We start from the raw sequence: 21444 nt of genomic DNA on the forward strand, positions 1-21444 counted from the left end.
ACCGGGCAACGCGACTAGCTCCGCATTCAAGGACTTGGCGGCCGCACACCATTAGTCCCCGGAATTCGAATGATCTTTTACCGGTCTCTGCAATTAATTTCTGGCAGCTCCGAGTCTCTGCATTTGATCGGGCAAGTCTCTGGAAATCCTCGGAAGGGAAGGCAAGCATCAAGGAGTTAGATCAGGCGGAGTCTCCTGATCTATGTGCGCCTACACTGACGCCACCCGCGCCCTTCACCGCGGCCGGGGCTGCTCCGCCACGCGGGCAGCCTCGCTCCGGATGGGCATGGAAGCCGCGGCCAGCCCTGGCACCGCTTCGTTTCTGCGGCGGATACTTCATCAACCCGGCGGGCGCGGGGCGCGTTATCGGGGCGTCTCCACTTCCATAAGAAGGAACGCAGAATGACGCGGAAGATCCTGCTCGCCAGTGCCGCCACGGCCCTCCTGCTGGGCGGCGTCATCCTTCCCGCACAGGCGCAGAACACCGGCTCGGCGCCGGCCGCCGCGCAGACCCGCATGGAATCCGGCCAGACCCGTGCCAAGGCGCTCATGGACCGCGACGTCTACAGCTCGGACGATGTGGAGATCGGCGAGGTGGAGGACCTGATCCTCAACGCGCAGCACCAGGTCGTGCTGGCGGTGATCGAGGTCGAGTCCCGCCTGGGCTTCACCGACAAATACGTGGCCGTGCCGGTTTCCCAGCTCACCCCCGCCGCCAACAACCGCGACCGCCTGACGCTCTCGATGACGCGTGACCAGGTGAAGGCGATGCAGGGCTTCAAGTACGAGGACTGATCCTCGACACGTCCCGGCCGACAGGAATGCCCGCCTTTTGGCGGGCATTTCGCTTGGCGGCGGCGGCTGTGCTGGCCTTCAGCCCGGGCTGGCCGTCCCGGCCATGGCCGGGGCCGTAAACGCGCAGGTCCAGGCGGGGCTATGCGATAGTGCCGTCCCGGCGGCCGGCTTCCGACCGGCGAGGTGGCCGGCCGCCGCCACGTCCCGTCCCGTGGCACGCCCCAGCGCGGCCACCAGCCGCCCGCCAATGGCGCCCATCCCGGCCGGACCAGGCAGTTCCAGCTGCCCCTCGGGGCACAGCGCCGCGCCCAGCGCCGCCAGCACCCAGCCCCGTTCCTCCACCATCTCGGGCTCCAGCGCGATGGTGCCGAGAACAACCCACCCCGCGCCGCCCGGGCCCGCGAGGCGGATGCTTTCCAGCGGCGCCAGCTCCGCGGCCACCTCGGCCGCCTGCGCAAGGCCGTCCCGCGCCGTGTCCAGCACCAGAACGGACACGTCATCCGCCGCCAGGGCCAGTTGCGTGCCCCAGCCGGGCTGGCGCGGGTCGAGCACAAGGAGGTGGCGGGGGCTTGCGGCATTCTGCTGCATGGGCGGGGTTCCTCAGGATCGCTTGGCGCAGCATGGAGCGGCACCGCCTAAGGATTCGTTGACGGAACGCGGCATTCGCCCCGCACCGCCTTCCGCCTTTCCTGGCAAATGGCGGCAGGCGGTGCCGCCGGTGGGCTTGCCGCCATGCCCGGCAGCCGGCATTCCCACCACATCATGCCCTCCCCCGCCCCATGAACGAACTGGCCGATGCCTCCCTGCTGGCGCTGCGGCTGATCGGCGGGGCCGATCCGGAGCTGGCGCGCATCGTCGGGCTTTCGCTGCGCGTCTCGGGCAGCGCGGCGCTGCTGGCCTTCCTGCTGGGGCTGCCGCTGGCGGCCCTGCTCACCATCGGCCGCTTCCGCGCGCGCGGGGTGGCGCTGGTGCTGGCCAATGCGGCGCTCGGCCTGCCGCCTGTGGTGGTGGGGCTGTTCTGCTACCTGCTGCTCTCGCGCAGCGGACCGCTCGGGCCGCTTGGCTGGCTGTTCCGTCCGGAAGGCATGGTGATGGCGCAGACCATCCTGGCGCTGCCCATCGTGGTGGCGCTGTCCCACCGCATCCTGGCGCCGCTCTGGGAAGAGGTGCGCGACCCGCTGCGCGTCGACGGCGCGGGCCCGCTGCTCTGCGGCGTGGAACTGGCGCGGATGGCGCGGCCGGCGCTCGCCACCGTGTTCCTCGCGGCCTTCGGGCGCGCCATCGCCGAGGTGGGGGCAATCCTGGTGGTGGGCGGCAACATCCGCGGCGAGACCCGCACCATGACCACCGCCATCGCGCTGGAGACGCAGAAGGGCGACCTGCCCCTGGCGCTCGCCCTGGGCGGCATCCTGCTGCTGATCTGCCTCGGCGTCAGCGCGGCCACGCTTGTGCTGGAGCGGCGGCGCTGAACCCTTCCCCCCCCGCCCGGCGGCGGGGCTACCCTCGCGCATCGGGGGAAGGCCGCCAGGCCGTGAGGAGAGATTCGATGCAACGCCGCCTGTTCCTGGGAGCCGCCGCCGGCGCGCTCGCCATGCCGTCCGTCCTGCGGGCGCAGTCCTTTCCGAAGATCACCATCGGCATGTCCGGCTGGACCGGCTTCGCGCCGCTGACGCTGGCCGAGCAAGCGGGCCTGTTCAAGGCCCAGGGCGTCGAGGTGGAGACCCGCTTCGTGCCGCAGCGCGAGCGCAACCTGGCGCTGGCCGCCGGCGCGCTGAACTGCGTGGTGACGACGGTGGACACCATGATCCTGTGGGGCAGCACCATGCCGCTGGTGCAGGTGCTGGTGCTGGACCGCTCCAAGGGCGGCGACGGCATCGCCGTGCGGCCCTCGATCGGCGGCTGGGCGGGGCTGAAGGGCAAGACCATCGCCGTCGATGGCCCGGGCACCACGCCCTATTTCGTGCTGGCCTACATGCTGCGCGAGAACGGCATGACCATCCGCGACGTGCAGACCGCCACCCTGGCGCCGCAGCCGGCCGCGCAGGCCTTCGTGGCCGGGCAGTTCGACGGCTGCTCCACCTACGAGCCCTATCTCTCCCAGGTGCGGGCGATGGGCGAGGACAAGGGCCGCATCCTGGCCACCACCATCCAGCACCCCTGCGTGGTGGACACGCTGGCCTTCACGCCGGACTTCATCGCCCAGAACGGCGAGGCGGTGAAGCGCGTGGTGAAGGGCTGGTACGACGCGCTGGCGATGATCGCGCGCGAGCCGGACAAGTCCTACGAGATCATGGGCAAGCGGGTGAACCAGAGCGCCGAGGCGTTCAAGGCCAGCGCGCAGTTCATCGAGTGGCAGGACGCCGCGAGGAACCGCGCCTATGTGGCCGATGGCCTGCCGCAGTTCATGGACAAGGCGCTCGAGGTGCAGAAGGAGGCGGGCGTGGTGCGCCGCTCCCCCGACCTCGGCAAGCTGCTGAACACCGACTTCCTCGGCTGAGGGCCGGGCGGGTCGGCGAAGGCCGGGGAGGAAGGACCCTCCCCGGCCCCGCGGTTCAGAACGCCATGCTCAGGCCGAAGCGGAAGCCCTCATAGCCCCGCTCGCCATCGATGTAGGTGGCGCTGAGCTGCACCGGCATGACGCGGCCCACCGTGGCCGTCACGCCATATTCCTGCCAGTGGGAAACCGCCAGGTCGCTGCCCGTCATGCGGGTGTCGACGAAGGAGGCGCCCAGCGTGACGGGGCGGCCCGAAACCTCGCCCACCGGCTTGTTCAGCGACACGCCGTTGCGGAAGTACGGGTTGCTGAGGTCGTACTTCACGTCGTACTCGCCCACCTTCAGCGGCCGGGTCATGTAGTAGCCGACGCCGTTGGCGATGCCGAGCGTCAGCTGGCCGGGCAGGCCGAAGCGCAGGTCGCTGGTGACCGAGCCGCCCCACACCATGCCGACGGCGCCGATCTCCTCGGAGCCGGCCGCGCCCCAGCGCAGCGCCGGCGTCACCGCCCAGCGCAGCTCGGGCGCCGTCACCACCGGCAGCCGCACGCCGAGCGAGCCGGAGCCGATGTAGGACACCGCGCCGCCCGTCTCGGTGATGCTGAGCGGCAGGTTGAAGAACACCTCCGGCCCGTCCTGGCGGAAGGCGTAGGAGGCGGTCAGCGGCAGCTGGTAGACATTGGTGTCGAAGTCGCGCGTGCTCTGGCTGTTGAAGTTGACGCCAGCCCCGAAGTGCCAGCCGGCGGCGCGCGGCGTCATGTCGCCGAGGTCGCCCGGCAGGCGCGTGGCGGCGGCATAGTCCGCCATCACGGACTGGCCGAGCAGCGAGCCGGGGTTGCCCGCGACCGGATCGGCCGTGGTGGTGGCGACGACGGTCTTGGCGATGCGCTGCAGCTCCTCGGTCGCGCCGGGGGTGTCGCCCTTGGCGTAGCTCTCCAGCTCGCGGCGCGAGGCCGCCAGGGTGCCGGCGTCGAAGACGCGCTCCACGCCCGCGCCGGGAACCACGAGGCGGAGGGCGCTGCTGCCCGGCGTGGTGGACACCTGGGCGGGAACGCCGCGGAGGTTCACCACGGCGCTGACCGGAACGCCGGGCCGGTAGTTCGGCGCGATGGCCTGGATGCCGCCCGGGTCCAGCACGCTCAGCAGGTCGTTCAGCGTGCTGTAGCTGCGGCTGTAGCTCTGGCCGCCCACGTTCAGGTCGAGGTTGAAGTTGTCCGCGGCCTGCGCGGTGCCGGACGCCACAAAGGCGTACAGCGCGGTCGAGGCGAGCAGCAGGGCAGAGAGATGACGGGAGAGCATGGGCGAAAGACTACCGATGGTTGCGTGCCCGATTTCACTACCTTAGATTGCGCCCGGTATCTTCATGCAATTTATTTATGTGACACATATCTGCCATTCTGTGCCTTGAATGTCACGCCCTAAACTTGGCCATTGCGGCCATTGCCGCTGGCCGGGCGATTGCATACCAAGGAGCCACCGCTGGATTGCGCCGATGAGCGAGGCCCCTTGGAACCTTTGAAACCCGTATCCGCCACCGCCCGGCTCCTGCTGGGAATCGGCTTCTTCGCCCTGTTCATCGGGCTCTGGGCGCTGGTGACGCTGGGCGGCTTCGTGCAGCCGCTCTTCCTCGCCTCGCCGGGGCAGGCGCTGGCCGCCGGCTGGTCCCTTTTCACCGAATACAACTTCCTGGGCGATATCGGCATGACCGTCTGGCGCGTGCTGGGCGGCTTCCTGGTGGCGGCGCTGATGGCCGTGCCGCTCGGGCTGATGATGGGCGCCTACAAGCCGGTGGAGGCGTTCTTCGAGCCCTTCATCTCCTTCGCCCGCTACCTGCCCGCCTCGGCCTTCATCCCGCTGCTGATCCTTTGGGCAGGGGTGGGCGAGGCGCAGAAGCTCTCGGTCATCATCCTGGGCAGCGTGTTCCAGATCGTCATCATGGTCGCCGTCATCGCCGGCGCGACGCGGATCGACCTCGTGGAGGCGGCCTACACGCTGGGCGCGCGGCAGGGCGGCATCCTGCGGCGCGTCATCATCCCCGCCGCCGCGCCGCAGGTGATGGAGGCGCTGCGCCTCGTGCTCGGCTGGGCCTGGACCTACGTCATCGTCGCCGAGCTGATCGGCGCGCAAAGCGGCATCGGACACATGATCATGGACAGCCAGCGCCTGCTCGACACGGGCCAGATGATCTTCGGCATCGTCGTCATCGGGCTGATCGGGCTGGTCACCGACCTGCTGTTCAAGGCGCTCAACCGCCGCCTGTTCCGGTGGGCCTCGCTGTGAGCGGGGGCACCGGAGCCGTGCGCGGCCTGAGCATCCGCGGCCTGACCCGCACCTTTCCCGGCCAGGGCCGCGCCGCGCCGACGCTGGCGCTGCAGCCCACCGACCTCGACGTGGCGCCGGGCGAGTTCGTCTCGATCCTCGGCCCCTCGGGCTGCGGCAAGTCCACCCTGCTGCGCATCGTCGCGGGGCTCGACCGCCCGACGGCCGGCGGCGTGACGCTGAACGGGCGGCAGGTGACGCGGCCGGGGCCGGACCGGGGCATGGTGTTCCAGTCCTACACCCTGTTCCCCTGGCTGACGGTGGCGCAGAACATCGGCTTCGGGCTGCGGGAGCGCGGGCTGCCGGAAGGCCAGGTGCGCGCGATCTCGGAGAAGTTCATCGCGCGCACCGGTCTGCGCGGCTTCGAGAACCACTGGCCGCGCCAGCTCTCGGGCGGCATGCAGCAGCGCACCGCGCTTGCCCGCGCGCTCGCCAACGACCCGGAGATCCTGCTGCTCGACGAGCCCTTCGGCGCGCTCGACCACCAGACGCGCGAGCTGATGCAGGAGCTGCTGCTCGAGGTCTGGGGCTCGGACACGCCGGACACCCGCAAGACGGTGCTGTTCGTCACCCACGACATCGACGAGGCGGTGTTCCTGGCCAACCGGGTGCTGGTGATGTCGGCGCGGCCGGGCCGGGTGAAGGCGGAGGTGCCGGTGCCCCTGCCCTATCCGCGCGACTGGACGGTGAAGACCAGCCCGGAATTCGCCACGCTGAAGGCCCGGCTGATGGCCGAGATCCGCGAGGAGGTGCGCAAGGCGGCGCTGGCCTGAGGGGCGGGCGCCTCAACCCCAGGGGGAGGCGTCGCTGCGGCCTTCATGCCGGCCATGAACGATGAAGTGCTCGGCCGCGGCTTGCAGGTCGTCGCCGAAGGCCATGCGCAGGTCGGCGTAGTTCTCCAGGTAGCGGGCGGCATCGAAGCCGTCGCGCGCGCGGCCCTCGGACCTGCCATGGGCGATCCAGTGCCGCGCGCCGGCGGCGGCATCGGCGCCGAAGCTGTCGATCAGGTCGGCATGGGTGGCGATGTAGTCCAGTCCCTGGAAGGCAATCACACGCCCCTCGAAACGGCCATGCTCGGCCCAGTGGCGCACCGCCGCCACACGGTCGAGGCCGAAGCCCTGCGCCAGATCGTCGTGTGACGCGGTGTAGGCCAGCGCGTCGAACCAGATCGTCCGCCCCTCGAAGCGCCCATCGGTGATCCAGTGCCGCGCCGCGGCGCCCGCATCGGGGCCAAGGACGGCGAAGAGGTCGGGCTGCGAGCCGAGGTAGTTCAGCCCGTCGAAGGTGATGGCACGGTTCTGCGCCCCGCCCCAGCCAGCCTGATGCACCTTGCCACGCAGCGCATCCGCCCCGAAGGCGTCCATCAGGTCCGCATGGGAGGCGATGTATTCCAGCGCCCGCGTGTCGGGCAGCAGCGGCACCGGGCTGGCGCCGCCGAAGCCGGTGCCCCAGGCGGAGGTCCAGAGCGGCAGGCCCTGGTCGTCATAGATCGCGTTGTTCCGTCCGGGCGCCCCGGCCGCGGCGAGCCGGCCATAGCCCCAGCCATAGTGCAGCGTGCCGCCGGCATCGCTCAGCACGTCGCTGAAGTCGAGCCGCAGCGTATCGGCGTCGAGCGCGCGCGCATGGATAGCCGGCGCGGAGGAGCCGTCCGCCATCTGCGCGAGCCAGCCCCGCCCGGCGGCGGCCTCCGCGCCCAGCGGCAGGAAGCCACCCGCCCGGTCGTGCCGGACATCGACGGCCAGTGAGGCGGGGCCGATGCGGTGCACCGCCACCACCACAGGGCCGAGGCTGGCGATGTCCCCTCCCGCCACCGCCACGGGCGAGCCGGGCCGCGCATATGCCGCCCAGTCCTCCGCGATGGAAAGGGCGAGGCGGTGCGCGATCGTCACCGCGTCGGTGGCGGAAAGGTGGCGGCCACCGTATTCCCGGGTCAGGCCGTTGCCGTCCGGATTGTCGAAATCGGCGTCCACGTCCAGCGCCCGGGCGCCGAGATGGGCATTAAAGGAAGGATCGGCCGCCAGCGTTTCCATGGCCCGCCGGATCACCTGAGGGCCGAGGTCGCCCGCTATCGGAGTGGGATGGGGGCTGACGAAGTGGTAGGGGACGGTTGCGGCGGACTGCCCGAAGGCGGCGCGGAGCTGGCTGGCCTCGAAGCGCACCGCGCTGATCCAGAGTGCCTCGCTGAGATCCGAGCGCAGCGAATCATACTCGCTGTGCAGCCAGACCACCGCGGTGGGATCGTCACGGCGGCTGGCGGGCAGGGCGCCGACGAAGTCCAGGAGGTCCTGCTCCTCCCGCCCGACCTTCCAGCCACCCGGAACGGCTTCCAGCCAGTCACGGATCAGGCCGGTGCCACCCTGGACGGTGGCGGGGCCGGATTTCTCCTGCCCGTAGACGAGGTTCACGCGATCCTGCTGCCCGTCGAAGCCCAGCAGGCGCTGCACCTCGGCCACCAAAGCCTTCGCGCCCGCATAGCCGCCCGCGGAAGCCAAAACCTGCGCATTGGACTGGCCCCGCACAAGAATGTTGAGGTCCATGGCGGCATCTCCGGCACCGGATCGGCAATTTATGTTTCGTGTTCGTTATATTGAGGAAGGCCGCCACGAGGCAATCCCCGCCCGATGGCGTCACCCTTTCTTCCTGCGACGCGCGGCCTCCCCCACTGTGTGTCCCTCGGCGGACAGCGCCGCGAGGCGGGCGGGGAGGTTCTCCAGAATGGCCTCGCGGTAGCCGGGCACGCGCTTCCAGACCTTGCGCTCGGGCTTGGTCATGCCGCAGCCGAGGCACCAGCCGGTGTCGTCGTCGAACTCGCAGACCTTGATGCAGGGGCGTTCCATGGCCCGGAGATGGGACGCTCCCGGCGCCGCCGCATCCCCGCCCCGGCCGCATACCAGACCTTCTTCCGGAAGGCCTGGACCCTTGCCACGCCGGGGCGGAGACGCTGGACGCTGGCGCGCCGGCTTGCCATCTCTGCCGCCATGCATATTCCAGACACCATCCCCCGCGTCGCGCTGGTGACCGGCGGCGCCAGGCGGCTGGGCCGGGCGATCGCGCTGGCGCTGGCGGGCGCCGGCTTCGACATCGCCCTGCATTACGGCGGCAGCGCCGAGGCGGCGGAGGCCACGGCGGCGGAGATCCGCGCCCTGGGCCGCCGCGCCCTGCCGCTCCGGGCCGCGCTGGACAGGGAGGCCGAGGTGGCCGCCCTGCTGCCCGCCGCGACCGCGGCGCTGGGCCCGGTGGGGGTGCTGGTGAACAACGCCGCCGCCTTCGAGCGCGATGAATGGCACGACGCCACGCGGGAAAGCTGGGACCGTCATGTGGAGCCCAACCTGCGCGCGCCCTTCGTGCTGGCCCAGGCCTTCGCCAGGGCCTTGCCGGAGGAGGCGGAAGGGCTGGTGCTGAACATGCTGGACCAGCGCGTCTGGTCCCTCACCCCGCACTTCATCAGCTACAGCGTCTCCAAGGCGGGGCTGTGGGCACTGACGCAGAGCCTGGCGCTGGCCCTGGCGCCGCGCATCCGGGTGAACGGCATCGGCCCCGGCCCGGCCATCCCGAGCCCGCGCCAGACACCCGAGCACTTCGCCGCGCAATGCGCCAGCACGCCTCTCGGCCGCGGCACCAGCCCGGAAGAGGTGGCGCGCGCCGCGCTCGCCATCCTTTCCCTGCCCGCCATGACGGGGCAGATGATCGCGCTCGATGGCGGCCAGCACCTGCAATGGTCGCCCCGTCGCGGCGAGGGGAGCGCCGCATGAGCCCCGCCTTGCATGGCGTGCCCGTCCTGCGGCGCGTCTTCATCCGCCGGCTTGGCGTGGCGGCGCGCCTCGGCATCTATCCGCAAGAGGAAGCGGCGCCGCAGCGCGTGCTGATCGACCTCGAGCTGCTCGTCACCGACGATGCTGCGCCCGCGGGCGTGGGCGAGGACCTGTTGGAGCGGGTGGTGGACTACGAGGCGATGGCCAACATCGCGCGGACGCTGGCACTGGACGGCCACACACGCCTCGCCGAAACCCTGGCCGAACGCATCGCCTGCGCGGTGCTGGAGGCGGATGGCCGCGTCCAGACCGTGCGGGTCACCGTGGAGAAGCCGGACATCATCCCCGACGTGGAGGGGGTGGGCGTGACGGTGGAGCGGCGGCGCAGCTGACCGCATGCCCAGAAGCTGGGCAGTTCGTGGTTCGCCAGGGCGGGAACGGGCTCCAGAGGTGAAGGAGAGCAGGCCTTGCCCCTGTTTTCCAGCCCCTCGATCCCGGGGGAAGCGCATGCCAGGGCGGGAGGCAGCCTTGGGCATGACCGCCATGCCGGAAAGGCATGGTTTTCACATTGCCGTTCCGCGAAGTGCTTTGCCCGCTTCTCAGGCAGTTCGCGGAAATGCGTGTCGCACCAAAGTTTCCCATCGCGGGAAGCGGCAAGATCCACAGGCTTGTCCATCGCTTCAGTGGACAAGTTCCCGTGTCTCCACAAAAGCAGAAAAGGAACACATCAGGAATTTCTCACGATTCCGTGATTTTCTTCCTTGAGTCCCGGACGATTTCATCCACCGCCTGAAGCTCCTGTCGCTTTGCCGCGTCGCGTCAATGACATTCTTCCTCTTGACGGCTCGGAAGCTGCTGATTTTCATATATATTGTTTTAAAACAATCACTTGGCTTTTTGCCCAAACTCTAGGCATCGCCGTGTGAAGCGCAGATGACAGCCATTTCCCTGCATTCACCCCCTGTTCATCCACAAGGTTTTCCACAGCTTCTGTGGGCAAGTCGCTCCCAAGCCCACCCTTGAGCGGGCCTGCCCGACATGGTTGATCCGCCCCATGCAGAACCCCGGCCCGGAAGAGCCAAAACCCCGTCTGCCCGAGCCCCGCGAGGCTGTCCCCCGCGAGTCCGGTCCTGCCGAGACCGGCGCCGGCGAACCCGGCCCTGGCGCGGCGGGCACCGTGGCCGAGGGGCCGGTCATGGAGGGCGTGGCGGTGATCGAGGCGGCGCTTCTGACCATGCCACTCTCCCCCGGCGTCTACCGGATGCTCGATGCCAAGGGCGACGCCCTGTATGTCGGCAAGGCGCGCAGCCTGAAGAAGCGCGTGGTGGCCTACACCCAGATCGCGCGCCTGCCGGAGCGGCTGCGCCGCATGGTGCACGCCACGCGGCGGATGGAGATCATCACCACCGGCAGCGAGGCCGAGGCACTGCTGCTGGAGGCCAACCTGATCAAGCGGCTGCGGCCGCGCTTCAACATCGTGCTGCGGGACGACAAGTCCTATCCCTGGCTGGTGCTGACCGAGGATCACCCCTACCCGCAGATCGGCAAGCACCGGGGCGAGAAGCGCAAGGGCGCCAGCTACTGGGGCCCCTTCGCCAGCGCCTGGGCGGTGAACCAGACCATCACCGCGCTGGAGAAGGTGTTCCTCCTCCGCTCCTGCCGCGACACGGTGTTCGAGAGCCGCGACCGGCCCTGCCTGCTGCACCAGATCAAGCGCTGCTCCGCCCCCTGCGTCGGCCGCGTCGGCACGGAGGAGTATGCGGCGCTGGTGAGGGATGCCAAGCGCTTCCTCTCCGGCGAGACGCCCTCCATCCAGAAGCGGCTGGCCGCCGAGATGGAGCAGGCCGCCGAGGCGCTGGAGTTCGAGCGCGCCGCCGCGATCCGCGACCGCATCCGCGGGCTCACCCATGTGCAGGGGCAGAACGCCATCAACCTGGAAGGCGTCGGCGATGCCGACGTTGTGGCGCTGCACCAGATTGCCGGGCAGAGCTGTGTGCAGGTGTTCTTTTTCCGCGGCGGGCGGAACAACGGCAACCGCTCCTTCTTCCCCTCCCACCTGAAGGACGACGCGGCGCCGGAGGAGGTGCTCTCCGCCTTCCTCACCCAACTCTATGACGACCTGCCGCCGCCGCCCCTGGTGCTGCTGTCCCACCCCCTGCCGGATGCCGGGCTGATCGCCGAGGCGCTGGCGCTGAAGGCGGGGCGGAAGGTGGAGCTGCACGCCCCGCAGCGCGGCGAGAAGCGCGTGGCGATCGACCATGCCGCGACCAATGCCCGCGAGGCGCTGGAGCGCCGCCTGGCCGAGGGCACCGCCCAGGCCGCGCTGCTGGAAGGGGTGGCCACCCTGTTCGACCTGCCCGAGACGCCGCGCCGCATCGAGGTCTATGACAACAGCCACATCCAGGGCAGCCATGCCTATGGCGTGATGGTGGTGGCGGGGCCGGAAGGCTTCATGAAGAACGCCTACCGGAAGTATTCCATCCAGGGCGGCGCCACTCTGCCCGGCGCCATGGCCCTGCGCCACGGCGCCCCATCAGCCGCCCCGCCGGACACCCCCGCGCCGGAAGTGGCGGAGGCGCCGCTGATTCCGGAGGCGGTGGCCGCCGAGGTGCCGGGCGGCCTGGCGGCGACCCGCCCCGCCCCTCCCTCCCGGCGCGGCGGCGGCAGCCGCGTGGCCAGCGGCGGCGGCGACGACTTCGCCATGATGCGCGAGGTGTTCGAGCGCCGCTTCGGCCGCGCCCTGAAGGAGGACCCGGAGCGCCAGGGCGAGGGCTGGCCCGATCTCGTGCTGATCGACGGTGGCGCCGGCCAGCTTTCGGCGGCGCGCGAGGTGATGGCGGAGCTGGGGCTGGAGGACCTGCCCATGGTGGCCGTGGCCAAGGGCCCCGACCGCGACGCGGGCCGCGAATGGTTCCACAGCGCGGGCCGCGCTCCCTTTCAGCTGCCACCGCGCGACCCGGTGCTGTATTATCTGCAAAGGCTGCGCGACGAGGCGCACCGCTTCGCCATCACCACCCACCGGGCCGGCCGCTCCAAGGCGATCACCCGCAGCGAGCTGGACGAGATCCCCGGCGTCGGCAGCGCCATCAAGCGGCGGCTGCTGAACCATTTCGGCTCGGCGCGGGGGGTGCGGCAGGCGGGGCTTGAGGATCTGCGCAACTGCCCAGGCGTGGGCCCGTCCATGGCGGCGCGCATCCATGAGCATTTCCACCCTGGCGCGACCGGGGCGAATTTGGGAAAGCACATCCCGGGCAAGCCGCCGGGGCGCCCCGCCGGATGAAGCTCGGGAAGAAGACACAGTGCCGACCGACCTGCCGAACCTGTTGACCCTCGCCCGCATCGCGGCGGTGCCGCTGCTGGTGCTGCTGGCGGCGCTGCAGACGCCCTGGGGCGACGTGGCGGCCTGCGCGCTGTTCTCCGCCGCCGCCATCACCGACTACTTCGACGGCAAGATCGCCCGCGAGCGCCAGCTCATCTCCGCCTTCGGCCGCATGCTGGACCCGATCGCGGACAAGCTCCTGGTGGCCGCGGCGCTGATGCTGCTGGCCGGGCTCGGGCGGCTTTCGCTGCTCGGGCTGCTGCCGGCCATCGTCATCATGCTGCGCGAGATCCTGGTCTCCGGCCTGCGCGAATACCTGGCGGGCCTCGCCGTCGGCCTGCCGGTGACGCGGCTGGCCAAGTGGAAGACCGGCGTGCAGATGACGGCGCTCGGCGTGTTGCTGGCGGGCGACCGTGGCGCCGCGGCGCTCGGCCTCGGCGCGCTGCCGATCGGCGCGCTGGGCGAGCTGCTGCTGTGGCTGGCCGCCGCGCTGACGCTGCTGACGGGGTGGGACTATCTCCGCGCCGGCCTGCGCCACGCGGAGAAGCAGGACAGCGCCCGCGGCAGCCCGGCGCCCAAGGAACTGTCCCGCCCCTGAGAGGGGGGGACCTGAGGGGCGGCCCCTGATCCGTGGCCCCGAATGGCAGCCCCGCCCTTGAGCCGGGGGCAGGATGACAGCATGTTTCGCGCAACGCAGTCTCAGGAGTGGCGCATGGCCCAGCTTTCACGTGGCAGGATTCCCGGCAGGGCAAGCGGCTGGGCGCGTCCGGCGGGGCTGGCCCTGCTGCTGGGGCTCGGCGCCTGCGCCTCCTCCTTCACCGGCGAGCAGATCACCGTGCCGGCGGACAGCCTGACGACCCAGCGCATCCTCGGCATGCCCACCACGGCCGAGCCGCTGATGCCGGTGCCCGGCAATGTCTGGCCGGCGGATGAGGACACCACCGCCCGCCCCACCCTCGGCACGCCCGACATCCTGACCCGCCCCTCCGAGCCGCCGCCGAACCGCCCCATCCCGCGCGGCAGCGGCACGGCGCCCGACCTGCTGGCCCCCGGCACCATCCTGCCGCGCGACAACCGCGCCGAGTTCCAGGCCCCGCCCCCGCCGGCCGATCCGGCGCCGCCGCCACGCCGCGCCGGGCGCGTCATCCCCACCCCCTCTGGGCCGGTCGTCACCGCGACCGAAGGGGCGGGCTACAGCACCTACAACTCGCCCGGCGGCGGCTCCGGCATCGCCGTCCCGCAGGGCGCCACCACCACGCTGCTGGGCCAAGACGGATCGGTCCGGCAGGTGCCGACGCCGCGCTGATGGCCATGCAGATCCTCTATTTCGCCTGGGTGCGGCAGAAGGTGGGGCATGGCGCGGAAACGCTGGAGCCGCCGGCCGAGGTGACGGACGTGGCCGGGCTGATGCGCTGGCTTGCGGCGCGGAGCCCCGGCCATGCCGCCGCCTTCGCGCAGCCGGGACAGGTCCGCGCCGCGGTGAACCAGGAGTTCTGCCCGCCTGACCACCCCGTGCGCCCGAATGACGAGGTGGCCTTCTTTCCGCCCGTGACGGGCGGCTGAGGCCATGGCCACCATTCGCGTGCAGGAAGCGCCGTTCGATGCCGGGGCCGAGCAGGCGGCGCTGGCGGCGGGCCGGGCGGATGTGGGCGGCATCGCCGCCTTCACCGGGCTTTGCCGCGCCGATGACGGCATCGCCGCCCTGGTGCTGGAACATTACCCTGGCATGACGGAGCGCGCCCTGGCCGGCATCGCCGCCGAGGCGGAGGCGCGCTGGCCGCTCACCGGCTGCACCATCATCCACCGTGTGGGGCGCATCACGCCGGGCGAGCCGATCGTGCTGGTGCTGGCCGCCAGCGCCCACCGCACCGCCGCGCTGGAAGCCTGCGCCTTCCTGATCGACTGGCTCAAGACCGGCGCCCCCTTCTGGAAGCGGGAGGAGTTCAGCGACGGGCGGGAGCGCTGGGTGGAGGCCAAGGCCAGCGACGACGCCGCCGCCGGCCGCTGGCGGAAGGGCTGAGGCACTCCTTGCGGGGCGCGGCCTGGCCGCCACGGCTCCTCGCCCTGCTGGCGGCGGTGCCGCTGCTCGTCTGGCCCGCCTTCCTGAACCGCTATCCGCTGCTGTTCAGCGACACCGGCGCCTTCCTGGCGCAGACGGTCGAGCCGCTGATGATCTGGGACAAGCCCTGGATCTACGGCCCGCTGCTGCACCTGTTCCATTGGGAGCGGACGCTCTGGGCGCCGCTGCTGGCGCAGGGGCTTGTCCTGTCCCACCTGCTCTGGCTCACCCAGCGCGTGCTGCGCGGCACGGCCACGCCGGCGGCGCATCTGCTGCTGGCGGCGTCGCTGGCGGCGCTCACCGCCCTGCCCTGGGTGGCGGCGCTGCTGATGCCGGATGTCCTCGCCCCCGTGGTGGTGCTGGCGCTGTTCCTGCTGGGCTTCGCGCCGCCGGGCCGCCTGTCGCGCGGCGAGGCGCTCTATCTGTCGGTGCTGGCTGGCCTGTGCATCGCAGCCCACCTGTCGCACCTGCCGCTGGCCCTCGCGCTGCTGGTGCTGGTAGCCCTTTATGCCCGGGCGCTGTGGCCCGTGCTGCAGGTGGCGGCGCCGCTGCTGCTGGCGGTGCTGCTGCTGCTCGGCACCAATGCCGTGGGGCACGGGCGGGCCTCCCTTTCCCCTTACGGTGCCACCTTCCTGCTGGCCCGCCTGATCGGCGACGGGCCGGCGGCGCGCACCATCGCCGCGCGCTGCCCCGCCTCGGGCTGGTATCTCTGCGGCTGGGCCGGGCGGCTGCCGGAGGACAGCGACGTGTTCCTCTGGCACCCGGACAGCCCGGTGAACCGCGACGCCCAGGGCCGCTCCCGCTTCCTCGGCGGCATGATGCTGGCGGAGGAGGCGCGCGCCATCATCGGCGAGACGCTGCGGCGCGAGCCCTTCGCCGTCATCAGGGCCGGGCTGGGCAACGCCGCCACGCAGCTCCTCATGGCCGGCGTGGGCGACACGCTGAGCCGGCAGGCGCTGGGCGATGCCGTGCGCCCGCGCCTGGCGCAGGCTTTCCCCCCCGCCGAGCTGGGGGCGCACGATGCCGCCGCCCAGGCGCGGGACCGGCTGCCCGCCCTGGCCGCGCCCTTCCTGTGGCCGCATGGGCCGGTGCTGGTGCTGGGCGCGCTGGGGCTGCTGGCGGCGTGGCGCCGGCTTGCCCGCCCCGGCACGCTGCCGGAAGCGGAGCGGCGGCTGCGGCTGGCCTTCGTGCTGGCGCTGCTGGTGGGTGTCTCGGGCAATGCCCTGGCCACGGGCGCACTTTCCAAGCCGCATCACCGCTACCAGGCGCGCATCGCCTGGCTGATGCCCTTCGGCGTCCTGCTTCTGGCCCTGCCGGGGCGTGGCATTCCGGACACAGCCAGAGCCCGACCTTCAGCCTGAGGGAAACCGCGCGGGCCGGGCCCTGTTCACGGGGCGCCAACACCTGCCGGAACACCCATGCGCGCTTTCCTGCTGTCCGCCCTCCTGCTCGCCCTGCCCGCCGCCGCGCAGGCGGAGACGGAGCTTTCCCTGGCCGGCGGCGCCGTGCGGCTGACGCCCACCGTGCAGTTCGATGCCGATGCGGGCAGCTATTCCGGCCAGAACCGGCCGGACGGCTTCCGCCCCGGCGCCAGCCTGCGGCGCGGCTATCTCGGCTTCGAGGCCGAGATGGGCGAGGATTTCTCCCTGGGCCTCGCCTGGGATTTCGGCGGCAGCCCGAACGACCACAACGACCTCTACGAGGCCTGGCTGGGCTATTCGGGCCTCGGCTTCGGCCGGCTGCGCATCGGCGCCTACGAGCCGCGCCACATGCTGGAGGAGGCCGCCAGCTCGCGCGACCTGCTGTTCATGGAATCCGCCACCGTGTCCAACCTCGCCTCGGGGCTGGCCACGGGCGACACGCGCCTCGCCATCGGGCTGGAGGCCAATGGCGCGCGCTGGACCGCCTCCTTCTACGCCACGGGCGGCATCGCCTCAAAGCCCAACAGCTGGGGTCAGCGCGGCCTGGCCGGGCGCGTGACGGGGCTGCTGCCCGCGCCGGAAGGGCTGGTGGTTCAGCTTGGCGCGAATGCCGCCTACCAGTTCCGCCCCGGCGACAAGACCGATCCACAAGCCATTGACTTTTCCGATTATCCCGAGCTGCGCCTGAGCGGCCGCCAGTTGCTCGACACGGACAGCATCCGCTCCGGCGACGTCTGGGCCGCCGGGCCGGAGCTTTCGCTGGGCTTCGGGCGCTTCTACGCCCAGGCGGAATACCAGCGCTTCAGCATCGACACGGAGGAAAGCGGCGGGCGGGAGCTCCAAGGCTGGTATCTGGCCGGCGCCTACACGCTGCTGGGCCAGCCGCGCCGGCACGACCCCGAAACCGGCACATGGAAGCGCCCGAAGCCCGAGGAGGGCGCGTGGTGGGGTGCCTGGGAGGTGGCGGGCCGCTACAGCGCCGCCGACCTCCGCGACGGCCCGGAGCTGCGCGGCGGCGCCCAGCGCATCTGGACCGCCGGCCTCAACTGGTACCCGACCGACACCCTGGCCGTGATGCTCAACTACCAGAACGGCACCCTGCGCCAGGACGAGGAGAACCGCCGCTTCCAGGCGGTCGGCGTCCGGCTCAGCTTCTCGCTCTGAAATCCCGGGCTTCGGGGAAGGCGCCGCCTTCCCCCGCCTTGCCGGCTACAGCCCGGCCGCCTGCCTGATGCGCCGCACCGCCCGCTCCCGCCCGATCACCGGCAGGAACAGCCTCAGCTCCGGCCCGTGCTCGGCGCCCGTCAGCGCGCGGCGCAGCGGCAGGAACAGCGCCTTGCCCTTGCGCCCCGTGGCGGCGCCGAGCGCGCGGGTCCAGGCGCTCCAGCTTTCCTCGCCCCAGGGCTCGGCCGGCAGGGCCTCCAGCGCGGCGGCGAGGAAGCCCGCCTCCTCCGGCTGGGCCTCGCACCCGATCTCGCCGCGCGCCACCTCCCACCAGTCCCGCGCCTCGCCCAGCAGGTCGAGATTGCCGCGGATGGCGAGCCAGAAGGCCTCGTCGGCGCCCTCCGGCAGGCGGTCCCTCACAGCGGCGAAGTCGAGCCCGTGCAGGTAGCGGCGGTTCAGCGCCAGGAGCTGGGTCGGGTCGAAGCGCGCCGTGCTGCGCGACAGGTTGGACAGCGCGAAGCCGGGCGCGATGGCCGCCGGCGCCGCCGCCACCGGGTCCTGCGAGGAGCCGAGCGCCGCCAGATAGCCCACCAGCGCCGCCGGCTCGATGCCGTCCCGCCGCAATTGCCGCAGCCCCATGGAGTTCAGCCGCTTGGAGAGCGGCCCGCCATCGGCATCGGTCAGCAGCGGCAGGTGGGCGAAGCGGATGGCCCCCGCGCGGCCCTGCGGGCGCCCGCCCAGCGCCTCCAGGATGTCGATCTGCACGCCGGTGTTGGTGACATGGTCCTCGCCGCGGACGATGTCGGTGATGCCGGTCTCCAGGTCGTCCACCACGGAGGTGAAGGTGTAGAGGAAGGAGCCGTCGGCGCGGATCAGCACCGGGTCCGAGACTGGCGGCAGCTTCACCTGGCGGCGGCCCAGCACCCCGTCCTGCCATTCCACCGTGCGGGTGGCGAGCTTGAAGCGCCAATAGGGCTTCTTGCCGTTGTCCAGCGCGCGCTGGAGCTGCTCGGCCGTCATCTTCAGCGCGGCGCGGTCATAGACCGGCGGGCGGCCCTGCTTCTGGCGCTGCTCGCGCTTGAAGCGAAGCTCCTCCTCGCTCTCAAGGCAGGGATACAAGTGGCCGCTTTTCTTCAGTTTCTCGGCGGCGGCCTCGTAGCGCTCCAGCCGGTCCGACTGGCGGAAGCTCTCATCCCAGTCGAGGCCCAGCCAGCGCAGGTCCTCCTCGATGCCGGCGGCGTATTCCGGCTTGCTGCGCTCGGTGTCCGTGTCGTCGAAGCGCAGGATGAAGCGGCCGCCATGGCGCCGGGCCAGCAGCCAGTTGGCGACCGCGACGCGCGCATTGCCGACATGCAGGTAACCGGTCGGGCTCGGGGCAAAGCGCAGCCTCATGCCTCGTCCCCTTCCCCGCCGGTGCCATCTTCGTCGTCGTCATCCTCGAGCCGGCGCGGGTCGAGGACGCGCCAGTTGCGCTCCTCCGGGTCGCGGCTCGGCGTGGCGGCGAAGTCGCGGATCTCGGCGCCGCTGGTCCAGCCCTGTTCCTCGGCGCCCGTCACCTCGGCGTCCTCGCCGAAGGCGAACCAGGCGGCCAGCACCTCGTCCGGCGTCAGGCCGGGGGCGCGGCAGCGATCGATGCTGTCGCGCACATAGCGCCGGGCGAAGCCGTTGGCCTGCACCAGGGTCGGGAAGTTGCGGATGATCTCCACCGGCTCGGCGCCATTGCCGCCGGAAAGGTCGCGGATCACCACGCTGAAGCCGCCCTTCGGCGCGAAGATGGTGTCGTCGAAATCGCCGCTCATGCAGGTCGGGCTCGTTCATCCTGTGGTGGAAGGGGCGAAGCCATGGCCGACAGGGTCGTGGCCGAAGCCCTGGCGGCTGAGGCGGGGCCCCTCCGGCGCGCGGCGGCGGGAGGCGGCCGCCGCGGCCAGACGGCGCCAGAGATCCAGCGCCCGGTGCGGGTCGTATCCGCCGGCGGCGAGCGCGTCCACACCCTTGTGCTCCTCCAGCAGCGCGCGCAACAGGGCGTCGGTGGCAGCGTCGGCGGGTGGGGCGGGCAGGTCGTGCTCGGCGGCCAGCGCGCCCAGTTCGCTCCGGAACAGGTCGCGCAGCGGCGCGAAGTGGCCGGCGCGGTGGCCCTCGCCCAGGGCCAGGGCGGTCTTGTCGGCAGCGTTCAGCAGCAGGGCGCCGCGCGCTTCCGCCTCGGCCCAGAGCGCGGCCTCGCGGGCATGGCCGGCGGCCTCGCCCGCCCCGGCCCGCCAGACCGGCAGCGGCGCGGCCAGGGCGGCGCACAGTTCAGCCCCCTCGCCCTGCGCCGGATCGACCAGCACGCCGGAGAAGCCGCCATGCGCCACCGCCCCGGCCACGGCGGAGGCCAGCGCCCGCCACAGCCGCGCCGGCTCGGCCTCGGGCGGCGGCAAGGGCTGAGGGGCGCAGCGCCAGCCCTCCGCTCCCTCCTCCCAGTCGGTAAGCCAGAGGCCAGGCGCGCCCTCCGGATGGCGCGCGGCCAGGGAGCAGTCGGCGTTGAGCGCGAAGCCGCCGCCCGGCCAGGTCTCCGCGCCCTGCGCCGCCCGCAGGTTCAGCGCCAGCAGCGGCAGGCTGCTCTCCACCACGCGCGGCACGGCGCGGTCGATGGCGCGGTCGGCGGGCTGGCGGCGGAAGGGGATGGCGGACAGGGGAACGAGGATCTCCGCCCCCGTCTCGGCGAGGGTTTCCGGCACGGCCGGGTCGTCAAGGTCGGTGCCCGCCATCAGGCCGAGGCGCAGGCCGCGGAAGGCCACCGGCCCTGGCGAGGGGCCGGCCGCGAACACCGCCCCCTCCTCCGCCGGAACGACATGGCGGGCGCGGCGCGCCACCACGCGTCCGGCATCGAGCAGCGCCACCCCCTCATAGAGAGCCATGCCTTCCTGCCAGGGCAGCCCGACCGCCAGTCCCGGCCCGCCATCGGCCGTGGCGGCGGCGAGGCGCGCCAGCGCCGCCTCGCAGGCGGCCCGGAAGTCGGGGTAGCGCGCCAGGGCGGCGGCGGGGGCGCCGCTCAGCGAGGCGAGCGGCGCCAGCAGCAGGGAAGCGCCCGCGCGCCCGGCCTCGGCGCGGGCGGCGAGCAGGGCATCGGCATTGCTCCCGACAGCTCCCAGCCGGGGGCATCCCGGCACGAGGGCGATGCGCAGCGCGCGCGCCATGGCTCAGCGCCGCCCCGGGGCGCCCGGGCCCGCGCCCAGCACGCCCAGCGCCATGCCGGCCGAGACCATCGCCACCCCCGCCATCCCCGCCAGGCCCAGCGGCTCCCCCAGCAGCGGCCAGGCGGCCAGGGCGGAGAGCGCGGGCGTCACGGCGGTGATGGTGGTGGTCAGCCCGCCGCCCAGCGCCACCACGGCGCGGGTGAACAGGAAGCCCGCCACCACGACGGCCACGAAGCCCTGGTAGACGAATTGGAAGGCGACCGCCCCCGGTGCCGCCGCCGCCATGTTGGAGGGCAGGGCCAGCCACCAGAGCGGCAGGTAGAGCAGCGGCGGGTAGAGGGCGAGCACGGTGGTGGCGGTGATGGCCGAGACGCCCCAGCGGCGGATCAGCACGGTGAAGGCCGCCCAGGAGAAGCAGCCGAGCAGGAAGATCAGGTCGCCCCGCCAGACGCCGGGATAGCTGCCGAAGGTGTCCGAGGCCAGCAGCCCGATGCCCAGCGCCACAACGCCGAGCGACAGGGCGCGCGCGCGCGAGAAGGCCTCCCCCAGGAACAGCGCCGCCAGCAGCGCCGTGGCGAAGGGCAGCAGCCCCGTCATGATGACGCCGCCATGCGCGGCGGGAGCGTAGCTGAAGCCCCAATAGGCGGCGAGCGGAAAGCCGAAGGCCGCGCCCGCCATCAGCCCCAGGCAGCGGTTCCAGGGCAGCCGCGGCCAGCCGAAGCGGGCCACCAGCGCCAGCCCCGCCAGCAGCGACCCCGCATAGCGCAGCGCGCCCACATCCCAGGGCGTGAAGGCCTGCCGGGCGGAAAGCCGTCCGGACAGGGCGAAGCCGCTCCACACCAGCACGACGGCAAAGGCGCAGAGCAGGCCGATCGCCCGCTCCCGGCTGGCGGGGCGGGGCGCGGCGGCGGGCCCGAGGGCGGATTCGGCGGACATGCGCCCGACCC

Annotated in this window: 22 protein-coding genes; 14 read left to right on the top strand and 8 right to left on the bottom strand. The window is 72.0% G+C overall.

Going from position 1 to position 21444, the window contains the following annotated elements; all coding sequences use genetic code 11:
• Positions 1-402 precede the first annotated feature (402 nt).
• A complete protein-coding gene (locus CR162_RS17855) occupies positions 403-795 on the top strand; it encodes a PRC-barrel domain-containing protein (RefSeq protein ID WP_099096890.1) in 393 nt (130 codons plus the stop codon).
• A gap of 78 nt (positions 796-873) precedes the next feature.
• On the opposite strand, the gene CR162_RS17860 is transcribed toward CR162_RS17855, so the two are convergent.
• A complete protein-coding gene (locus tag CR162_RS17860) occupies positions 874-1383 on the bottom strand; it encodes a DUF4347 domain-containing protein (RefSeq protein ID WP_099096891.1) in 510 nt (169 codons plus the stop codon).
• A gap of 191 nt (positions 1384-1574) precedes the next feature.
• On the opposite strand from CR162_RS17860, the gene CR162_RS17865 reads away from it, so the two are divergent.
• Both CR162_RS17865 and CR162_RS17870 read left to right on the top strand, forming a co-directional pair.
• Complete coding sequence (locus tag CR162_RS17865) at positions 1575-2264, top strand: ABC transporter permease (protein WP_099096892.1); 690 nt, start codon at positions 1575-1577, stop codon at positions 2262-2264.
• A gap of 77 nt (positions 2265-2341) precedes the next feature.
• A complete protein-coding gene (locus tag CR162_RS17870) occupies positions 2342-3292 on the top strand; it encodes an ABC transporter substrate-binding protein (RefSeq protein WP_099096893.1) in 951 nt (316 codons plus the stop codon).
• A 55-nt stretch (positions 3293-3347) separates the two neighbouring features.
• Here the strand turns inward: CR162_RS17870 and CR162_RS17875 are convergent, their stop codons facing one another.
• Positions 3348-4586, bottom strand: a complete 1239-nt coding sequence (locus CR162_RS17875; protein ID WP_099096894.1) for a hypothetical protein — start codon at positions 4584-4586, stop codon at positions 3348-3350.
• 207 nt (positions 4587-4793) lie between these two features.
• Here CR162_RS17875 and CR162_RS17880 point away from each other — a divergent pair, with 207 nt between their 5' ends.
• Both CR162_RS17880 and CR162_RS17885 read left to right on the top strand, forming a co-directional pair.
• A complete protein-coding gene (locus CR162_RS17880; RefSeq protein ID WP_099096895.1) occupies positions 4794-5567 on the top strand; it encodes an ABC transporter permease in 774 nt (257 codons plus the stop codon).
• A gap of 17 nt (positions 5568-5584) precedes the next feature.
• Complete coding sequence (locus CR162_RS17885; RefSeq protein ID WP_099096896.1) at positions 5585-6379, top strand: ABC transporter ATP-binding protein; 795 nt, start codon at positions 5585-5587, stop codon at positions 6377-6379.
• A gap of 12 nt (positions 6380-6391) precedes the next feature.
• On the opposite strand, the gene CR162_RS17890 is transcribed toward CR162_RS17885, so the two are convergent.
• Both CR162_RS17890 and CR162_RS17895 read right to left on the bottom strand, forming a co-directional pair.
• Positions 6392-8143, bottom strand: coding sequence for a hypothetical protein (locus CR162_RS17890; RefSeq protein WP_099096897.1), 1752 nt, complete (start codon positions 8141-8143; stop codon positions 6392-6394).
• A gap of 90 nt (positions 8144-8233) precedes the next feature.
• Positions 8234-8443, bottom strand: coding sequence for a DUF1289 domain-containing protein (locus CR162_RS17895; RefSeq protein ID WP_099096898.1), 210 nt, complete (start codon positions 8441-8443; stop codon positions 8234-8236).
• Positions 8444-8584: 141 nt separating this feature from the next.
• Here CR162_RS17895 and CR162_RS17900 point away from each other — a divergent pair, with 141 nt between their 5' ends.
• The 9 genes from CR162_RS17900 to CR162_RS17940 all read left to right on the top strand — a co-directional run bounded on the left by CR162_RS17900 (position 8585) and on the right by CR162_RS17940 (position 17321).
• Positions 8585-9358: an SDR family oxidoreductase gene (locus CR162_RS17900; RefSeq protein ID WP_099096910.1), complete on the top strand. Its 774-nt coding sequence runs from the start codon at positions 8585-8587 to the stop codon at positions 9356-9358.
• Complete coding sequence (locus CR162_RS17905; RefSeq protein WP_245870474.1) at positions 9355-9750, top strand: dihydroneopterin aldolase; 396 nt, start codon at positions 9355-9357, stop codon at positions 9748-9750. The genes CR162_RS17900 and CR162_RS17905 overlap by 4 nt, the downstream gene beginning before the upstream one ends.
• Before the next feature lie 803 nt (positions 9751-10553).
• Entirely contained in the window at positions 10554-12638 is a 2085-nt protein-coding gene (uvrC, locus tag CR162_RS17910; protein WP_245870475.1) for an excinuclease ABC subunit UvrC, read from the top strand.
• Between the two features lie 19 nt (positions 12639-12657).
• Entirely contained in the window at positions 12658-13275 is a 618-nt protein-coding gene (pgsA, locus tag CR162_RS17915; protein ID WP_099096901.1) for a CDP-diacylglycerol--glycerol-3-phosphate 3-phosphatidyltransferase, read from the top strand.
• Positions 13276-13389: 114 nt separating this feature from the next.
• Positions 13390-13983: a hypothetical protein gene (locus CR162_RS17920; RefSeq protein WP_099096902.1), complete on the top strand. Its 594-nt coding sequence runs from the start codon at positions 13390-13392 to the stop codon at positions 13981-13983.
• Positions 13983-14240 (top strand): molybdopterin converting factor subunit 1, encoded by a 258-nt coding sequence (gene moaD, locus CR162_RS17925; RefSeq protein ID WP_456316222.1) that lies wholly within the window; start codon positions 13983-13985, stop codon positions 14238-14240. The genes CR162_RS17920 and moaD overlap by 1 nt, the downstream gene beginning before the upstream one ends.
• Before the next feature lie 4 nt (positions 14241-14244).
• Positions 14245-14697, top strand: coding sequence for a molybdenum cofactor biosynthesis protein MoaE (locus tag CR162_RS17930; RefSeq protein ID WP_099096903.1), 453 nt, complete (start codon positions 14245-14247; stop codon positions 14695-14697).
• Positions 14698-14705: 8 nt separating this feature from the next.
• Entirely contained in the window at positions 14706-16097 is a 1392-nt protein-coding gene (locus tag CR162_RS17935; RefSeq protein ID WP_099096904.1) for a hypothetical protein, read from the top strand.
• Positions 16098-16154: 57 nt separating this feature from the next.
• Entirely contained in the window at positions 16155-17321 is a 1167-nt protein-coding gene (locus CR162_RS17940) for an OprO/OprP family phosphate-selective porin (RefSeq protein ID WP_099096905.1), read from the top strand.
• Between the two features lie 45 nt (positions 17322-17366).
• On the opposite strand, the gene gltX is transcribed toward CR162_RS17940, so the two are convergent.
• The 4 genes from gltX to CR162_RS17960 all read right to left on the bottom strand — a co-directional run.
• Positions 17367-18713: a glutamate--tRNA ligase gene (gene gltX, locus CR162_RS17945; protein WP_099096906.1), complete on the bottom strand. Its 1347-nt coding sequence runs from the start codon at positions 18711-18713 to the stop codon at positions 17367-17369.
• Complete coding sequence (locus tag CR162_RS17950; RefSeq protein ID WP_099096907.1) at positions 18710-19120, bottom strand: hypothetical protein; 411 nt, start codon at positions 19118-19120, stop codon at positions 18710-18712. The genes gltX and CR162_RS17950 overlap by 4 nt, the downstream gene beginning before the upstream one ends.
• A 15-nt stretch (positions 19121-19135) precedes the next feature.
• A complete protein-coding gene (locus tag CR162_RS17955) occupies positions 19136-20497 on the bottom strand; it encodes a nitrilase-related carbon-nitrogen hydrolase (RefSeq protein ID WP_099096908.1) in 1362 nt (453 codons plus the stop codon).
• A gap of 3 nt (positions 20498-20500) precedes the next feature.
• On the bottom strand, positions 20501-21444 hold a 944-nt coding region (locus CR162_RS17960), incomplete at its 5' end, for a DMT family transporter (RefSeq protein WP_367604146.1).

Origin of the sequence: Teichococcus rhizosphaerae (assembly GCF_002631185.1) — a bacterium.
Taxonomy (GTDB): domain Bacteria; phylum Pseudomonadota; class Alphaproteobacteria; order Acetobacterales; family Acetobacteraceae; genus Pseudoroseomonas; species Pseudoroseomonas rhizosphaerae.

Coding starts and splice junctions, on each gene's coding strand:
- CR162_RS17855 (WP_099096890.1), top strand. CDS start 403: ATGACGCGGAAGATCCTGCTCGCCAGTGCCGCCACGGCCCTCCTGCTG.
- CR162_RS17860 (WP_099096891.1), bottom strand. CDS start 1,383: ATGCAGCAGAATGCCGCAAGCCCCCGCCACCTCCTTGTGCTCGACCCG.
- CR162_RS17865 (WP_099096892.1), top strand. CDS start 1,575: ATGAACGAACTGGCCGATGCCTCCCTGCTGGCGCTGCGGCTGATCGGC.
- CR162_RS17870 (WP_099096893.1), top strand. CDS start 2,342: ATGCAACGCCGCCTGTTCCTGGGAGCCGCCGCCGGCGCGCTCGCCATG.
- CR162_RS17875 (WP_099096894.1), bottom strand. CDS start 4,586: ATGCTCTCCCGTCATCTCTCTGCCCTGCTGCTCGCCTCGACCGCGCTG.
- CR162_RS17890 (WP_099096897.1), bottom strand. CDS start 8,143: ATGGACCTCAACATTCTTGTGCGGGGCCAGTCCAATGCGCAGGTTTTG.
- CR162_RS17895 (WP_099096898.1), bottom strand. CDS start 8,443: ATGGAACGCCCCTGCATCAAGGTCTGCGAGTTCGACGACGACACCGGC.
- CR162_RS17900 (WP_099096910.1), top strand. CDS start 8,585: ATGCATATTCCAGACACCATCCCCCGCGTCGCGCTGGTGACCGGCGGC.
- CR162_RS17905 (WP_245870474.1), top strand. CDS start 9,355: ATGAGCCCCGCCTTGCATGGCGTGCCCGTCCTGCGGCGCGTCTTCATC.
- uvrC (WP_245870475.1), top strand. CDS start 10,554: ATGGAGGGCGTGGCGGTGATCGAGGCGGCGCTTCTGACCATGCCACTC.
- CR162_RS17920 (WP_099096902.1), top strand. CDS start 13,390: ATGGCCCAGCTTTCACGTGGCAGGATTCCCGGCAGGGCAAGCGGCTGG.
- moaD (WP_456316222.1), top strand. CDS start 13,983: ATGGCCATGCAGATCCTCTATTTCGCCTGGGTGCGGCAGAAGGTGGGG.
- CR162_RS17930 (WP_099096903.1), top strand. CDS start 14,245: ATGGCCACCATTCGCGTGCAGGAAGCGCCGTTCGATGCCGGGGCCGAG.
- CR162_RS17940 (WP_099096905.1), top strand. CDS start 16,155: ATGCGCGCTTTCCTGCTGTCCGCCCTCCTGCTCGCCCTGCCCGCCGCC.
- gltX (WP_099096906.1), bottom strand. CDS start 18,713: ATGAGGCTGCGCTTTGCCCCGAGCCCGACCGGTTACCTGCATGTCGGC.
- CR162_RS17950 (WP_099096907.1), bottom strand. CDS start 19,120: ATGAGCGGCGATTTCGACGACACCATCTTCGCGCCGAAGGGCGGCTTC.
- CR162_RS17955 (WP_099096908.1), bottom strand. CDS start 20,497: ATGGCGCGCGCGCTGCGCATCGCCCTCGTGCCGGGATGCCCCCGGCTG.